6 protein-coding genes are annotated in these 5,326 nt (G+C 55.5%); 4 read left to right on the top strand and 2 right to left on the bottom strand.

Annotation, left to right across the window (positions count from 1 at the left end; all coding sequences use genetic code 11):
• Both pyrD and AC3B8H_RS18165 read right to left on the bottom strand, forming a co-directional pair.
• Positions 1–696, bottom strand: a 696-nt coding sequence (gene pyrD / locus AC3B8H_RS18170; protein WP_488442954.1) for a dihydroorotate dehydrogenase (quinone), incomplete at its 3' end; no start/stop codon positions are given.
• Positions 693–1,796 carry an NAD(P)/FAD-dependent oxidoreductase gene (locus AC3B8H_RS18165; protein WP_488442953.1) on the bottom strand — a complete coding sequence of 368 codons (1,104 nt, stop codon included), beginning with the start codon at positions 1,794–1,796 and terminating at the stop codon, positions 693–695. The genes pyrD and AC3B8H_RS18165, both read right to left, overlap by 4 nt.
• 311 nt (positions 1,797–2,107) lie before the next feature.
• Between AC3B8H_RS18165 and AC3B8H_RS18160 the strand changes: the two genes are divergently transcribed.
• From AC3B8H_RS18160 to hxlA, 4 genes are all read left to right on the top strand, one after another.
• Positions 2,108–2,998 (top strand): hypothetical protein, encoded by an 891-nt coding sequence (locus AC3B8H_RS18160; protein ID WP_488442952.1) that lies wholly within the window; start codon positions 2,108–2,110, stop codon positions 2,996–2,998.
• Positions 2,999–3,065: 67 nt separating this feature from the next.
• Entirely contained in the window at positions 3,066–4,010 is a 945-nt protein-coding gene (pip, locus tag AC3B8H_RS18155; protein ID WP_488442951.1) for a prolyl aminopeptidase, read from the top strand.
• 3 nt (positions 4,011–4,013) lie between these two features.
• Positions 4,014–4,598, top strand: coding sequence for a UbiX family flavin prenyltransferase (locus AC3B8H_RS18150; RefSeq protein WP_488442950.1), 585 nt, complete (start codon positions 4,014–4,016; stop codon positions 4,596–4,598).
• A 219-nt stretch (positions 4,599–4,817) separates the two neighbouring features.
• The coding region (gene hxlA / locus AC3B8H_RS18145) for a 3-hexulose-6-phosphate synthase (protein WP_488442949.1) at positions 4,818–5,326 on the top strand (509 nt) is incomplete at its 3' end.

Here is a 5,326-nt window from a genome sequence, read left to right as displayed (position 1 = left end):
GGCGATATGCTCGGTCTGCTCGGCATCCAGGTCCGGCGCGATTTTGACCGCCAGCGGCGTGTATTTGCCGTGTTGGCTTTGCAGCGCGAGCTGTTCGTTTTTCAAGGTTTCCAGCAAGTGGCGGATTTCGTCACCTTGTTGAAGTTGCCTGAGATTCTTGGTGTTCGGCGATGAAATATTGATCGTGATATAGCTGGCCGGCAAATAGCTTTTACGCAGCCCGATCAAGTAATCGTCGGTGGCATTCTCAATCGGCGTGTCGGCGTTTTTGCCGATATTGATTCCCAAAATTCCCTTAAAACGGCATTTGCTGACTTGTTCCAGCAAATGGTCTACACCCAGATTGTTGAAGCCCATGCGATTGATGATGGCTTGATGTTCCGGCAGGCGGAACAGGCGCGGTTTGGGGTTGCCCGGTTGCGGACGCGGCGTGACGGTGCCGATTTCGATGAAGCCGAAGCCCAGGTCGGCCAAGGCATCAATGTAATCGCCGTTTTTATCCAGGCCGGCGGCCAAGCCCAACGGGTTTTTGAAGTGCAAGCCCATCACATCGACCGGTTTGTCCGGCGCTGCCGGCCGGGTCAGCGCGCTGACGCCGCTGGCATGGGCAATTTGCAACAATCGCAGGGTGGCGTGGTGGGCGGTTTCCGGCGGCAGCGAAAACAGCAAGGGGCGCAACAGGGGGTACAGGTTCATGGTAGCGGCAGGCGATTGGGTAAGTAGGGGCTGGGATCCAGCGAGGCGGGGCGTTTCAGCAACAGATCGCTCAGCAAGCGAGCGGCGGCCGGGCCCATCACCAAGCCGTTTCGAAAATGCCCGGCATTGATGTGCAGATTGTCAATGTCCGGATGCGGGCCGATATACGGCACGCCGTTGGGGCTGCCGGGGCGCAGCCCGGCCCAATGATGAGAGGCCGGGAAGTTTTTCAGTGCTGGCAATAACCGGGTCGCGAACTCGAAAAGCGCCTGGCGGGCTGACTCGGTCGTGGCTTTTTCGAAGCCGGCCTGTTCCACGGTGCTACCGGCCAGGATGCGGCCGTCACGGCGTGGAATCAGATAATGATCGCCGTCGAGCACCATGCAGGGTAGGGTCTCGGATTCGGCCTCGAACAGCAACATTTGTCCGCGCACCGGTTGAATGCGCAAATCCAGCATTTGCTCGGGCAGCAATGCGTTCAACAGGTGGGCGGTCCAGGCGCCGGCGCTGATCACCAGTTCCCGCATCGACAGAGAATCGTCGGCTGTTTGCAAATGCACGGCTCGGCGGCCACGTACCGTCAGCGACCTAATGTCGGCATTCTCGATAAACTCGACGCCTTGCTGGCGCAACCACGCTTGCAACGACTTCAGAAGTCGCGGGTTGCGGGCTTGGGCAATGTCGGGTAGCCACAGCGATTGCAGCCAGTCGGCTTGCAGGCCGGTGACAAGGTCCGGCGGTGGCGTCTGATGACGAATGGCGTAGCGCTCGCACCAAGCCACGGCGGCTTCGCGGTCGGGGTTTTGGCTGATCAACATGCCGCAGTCCCGCCATTCCGGATCGATGCCGGTCGCGTGGTGCAATTCTCGGCACAGCCGTGGATACGTTTCGATGCTGGCTATCGCCAGTTCGGAAATGGCGTCGGCTTGCCGCCAAGGATAAATCGGCAACAAAATGCCGCCGCCGGCCCAGGAGGCTTCACGTCCGGCTAGGGATTTATCGATGATGGCGACATCGCGTCCGGCCAGGCGGAGTTCGCGGGCGGCTAGCAGGCCGCTGATGCCGCCGCCGATGATGAGAATGTCCAGATTTTGCGTCATGCGGGTGCGGAAGATTGGCTAGGGCGACTCTTTTTTAAGGTATCACGAAGCGGACATTTCGCGGAATAGGTTGGCGGGCTTTCGCCGAGTGTGAAAAAACAAACGGCTGTTGTGAAAAATAGACAAACATTGAATATAGATTATGATTTTGATGTAAATCAATGAATTCTAATTAAATTTTAATTCGCAAAAAAAAGACGTAAAACTTGTACGGCTGGTTTTTTGCTGCTATTATTGCCCGCGTGAAGAAATCCTGTGTTGCATTCCAGCCAATGCAGTCTTAACAATAACAACCCTTGGGGGGAACGACTATGAGTTTTACCAAAACCAAATTAGCGCTAGGCATGGCCGCGGCGACTTTGACACTGGTTGGCGCGCAAGCCCAAGCAGCCGGCGCCAATGCGGAGCGGGTAGCGGATGCCGCCGCTAGAAAAACCGAAGCGTTGGAAGCTCAAATGCAACAAATGGCCGAACAAATGCAAGCCATGCAAGCCGAGTTGAATCGCGTTAAAACGGCTTCTTCCGCTAAAGCGTCTACCGAAACCGCTAAAATCCAAGAGTTGGATCAATGGATGGCATCGGTTAAAGCCGCTCCTGAGGCTTCTCATTCCAAAGATAACTTGGTCGCGGTTCGTGGCGGTTGGTCGGCTTTGGATCATGCTAGAGGCAGTTCACTAGGACCTTTAGGCGGCGCCACCCAAAACGGTGCGTTGTTGTCAAACAATCCGAACGGTGACGGTTTCTACTTTGGTGGTGCTTTCGACTTTAACGTCAATAATGATTTGTTCGGCCTGATGGACGACACTTCTTTCGGAATCGAGCTTGGGGTTGAATATGCCGAATACGGCACAGGTAAAAACTCAGCAGCCACTCTTTGGGGTGTAGCTGGTGTGCCGAATACAGAAACATCAACCGATGCTCGTCTGAGAATCAATGCTTCGCCAAAAATTAAATTCATGCACGACAGCAAATTGCGTCCATGGATCATCCCGGTCGGTTTGGATATCAATATCCTGGGCGTTCCTTCCAACGCGGTTTCTGTGTTGAACGCCGGTATGAACTTTGGCGCCGGTGCTGAGTACGACTTGTTCAGAGGCATCGTGTTGGGTACTGACGTGCGTTATCACTACTCCACCAGCAAAACGGATGCTACACCCACCGACGGTTTCAACGCTGGCGGCTACGTTGGTTTCAAATTCTAATTTGTAAACCAAGCGTTGCCCAAAAAGGGAAGGTGTCAAAGCCTTCCCTTTTTTTATGAGTTTAAGCATGAAGACTCTGTATCCCGAAATTTCCCCGTTCCACTCTTTCCTGCTGGATACCGATTCTCCGCACCGGGTGTATGTCGAGCAATCCGGCAATCCCGCCGGTATCCCGGTGATCTTTCTGCATGGCGGGCCGTGTTCCGGTACCAGGCCGGAGCATCGGCGCTACTTCGATCCGGAGCGCTACCATATCGTCTTGCTGGATCAGCGCGGTTGCGGTCAGTCCCTGCCGTTTGGCGAGTTGGAAGCGAATACCGCGCTGGATTTGGTTGACGACATCGAGCGCATCCGGATTCGCTTACGGGTTGAGCAATGGCTGCTGTTTGGCGGTTCCTGGGGGGCGACTTTGGCATTGCTCTATGCGCAGCGTTTTCCGGAAAAGGTATCGGGCATAGTGTTGCGCGGCGTGTTTCTGGCGCGGGCCGCCGATATGGATTGGTTTCTCGGCAACGGCGCCAATCGGATTTATCCTCAGGCTTGGCAAGATTTGCTGGATAGCGTAGACGCCAAGGAAAATCAGGACGTACTGCCCAATTTGTTGAGCTTAGTATTCGGCGACGACGAGAGTCTGGCCCGGCGCGCGGCGAAAGGCTGGCAAGCCTGGGGCGGTCAGGTGGCCTTGGGCAATGAATTCATCGCAAGCGAGGAGCCGGTCGGCGAGCGCGACGTGTTGCAAGTGAGGATGGAACTGCATTACGCCCGAAACCGCTACTTTCTCTCTGAAAATCAACTGCTGTCGAACTGCGAAGTCTTGCGCGATATTCCCTGTGTGATCATCCATGGGTTGCACGATTTTACGTGTCCGTTGGAGGCGGGCTGGGCTTTGCATCGCGCGCTGCGTCACGCCGAATATATCGTGCTACCCAACGCCGGACACGTTGCTCGCGGCGAGGAAATGATCGACGCGTTGGTGACGGCGGCGGATCGGATGGCGGAGCAGTTGGGCTGAGGCATGGCGGAGACCAAAAAACGCTTGGTGATTGCCATGACCGGCGCAACCGGCGCTATTTACGGCGTCAGGATGCTGGAGATACTCCGCGAGCGGCCGGAATGGGAAACGCATCTGGTGATTTCTTCGGCGGGCTTGGTCAATCTGAAATACGAGCTGGACATGGATAGGTCAGCGCTATACGCGCTCGCCGACGTGACGCACGGCATCAACGATATTGCCTCCAGTATTGCCAGCGGTTCCTTCAAGACCGAGGGGGTCGTGATTGCGCCGTGTTCGATGAAAACCTTGGCGGCGGTGGCGCATGGTTTTGGCGACAATCTGATTTCACGCGCAGCCGATGTGGCACTAAAGGAGCGACGTAAAACGGTGTTGGTCCCCCGTGAAACTCCGTTAAATCTGGCGCACATCCGCAACATGGCGGCGGTTACCGAGATGGGCGGCATCATATTTCCGCCGATGCCGGCGTTTTACAACAAAACCGATTCGCTACGGGCGATGGTTGACGAAGGGGTCGGTCGTATCCTGGATATGTTCGGCGTCGATGCCGCCGGTTTGTATAAGCCCTGGACCGGTCTGGAAGGCTGAGTCGCGATCAAATCCAAGCGATTACCCGGATTTTTGCGTTTATTTGGGCTGTCGCGAATTGACAGGGTGCCGGTTCTGATTTAGAGTTGCCGCACTCGATTATTTTGCCCGTCAACAAAGGCTTGCTAGGCTCTCGAATCTCGCTGGGAAATGGGAGCTTTGTTGTAAGGGTGGCCTTAAAAACAATAACTGTAACTATAACAATCGGAGCACATAAGTATGGCAAGACCATTAATTCAAATGGCGTTGGACTCACTGGATTTCGACCAAACCGTTGCGTTGGCCGACAAAGTCGCACCTTACGTCGATATCTTCGAAATCGGTACCCCTTGCATCAAATACAACGGTATCAATCTGGTCAAGGAACTGAGACAACGTTTTCCCAACCAATTGCTGCTGGTCGACCTGAAAACCATGGACGCTGGCGAGTACGAAGCGGGCGCATTCTATGCGGCCGGCGCTGACATCTGCACCGTACTGGGCGTTTCCGGTCTGGCTACCATCGGTGGCGTGATTAAAGCGGCTAAAAAATACAGCGCCGAAGTTCAAGTCGACCTGATCAACGTGCCTAACAAAGGCGAATGCGCTCGCGAATCCGCGAAACTGGGCGCGCAAATCATGGGTGTTCACACCGGTCTGGACGCTCAAGCGGCTGGTCAAACCCCTTTCACCGACTTGGCTGAAGTCGCCAACCTGGGGCTGAACGTACGCGTTTCCGTGGCCGGCGG

This window comes from Methylomonas sp. BG-2, from assembly GCF_057766305.1.
This window is presented reverse-complemented; position numbering and strand designations above follow the sequence as displayed.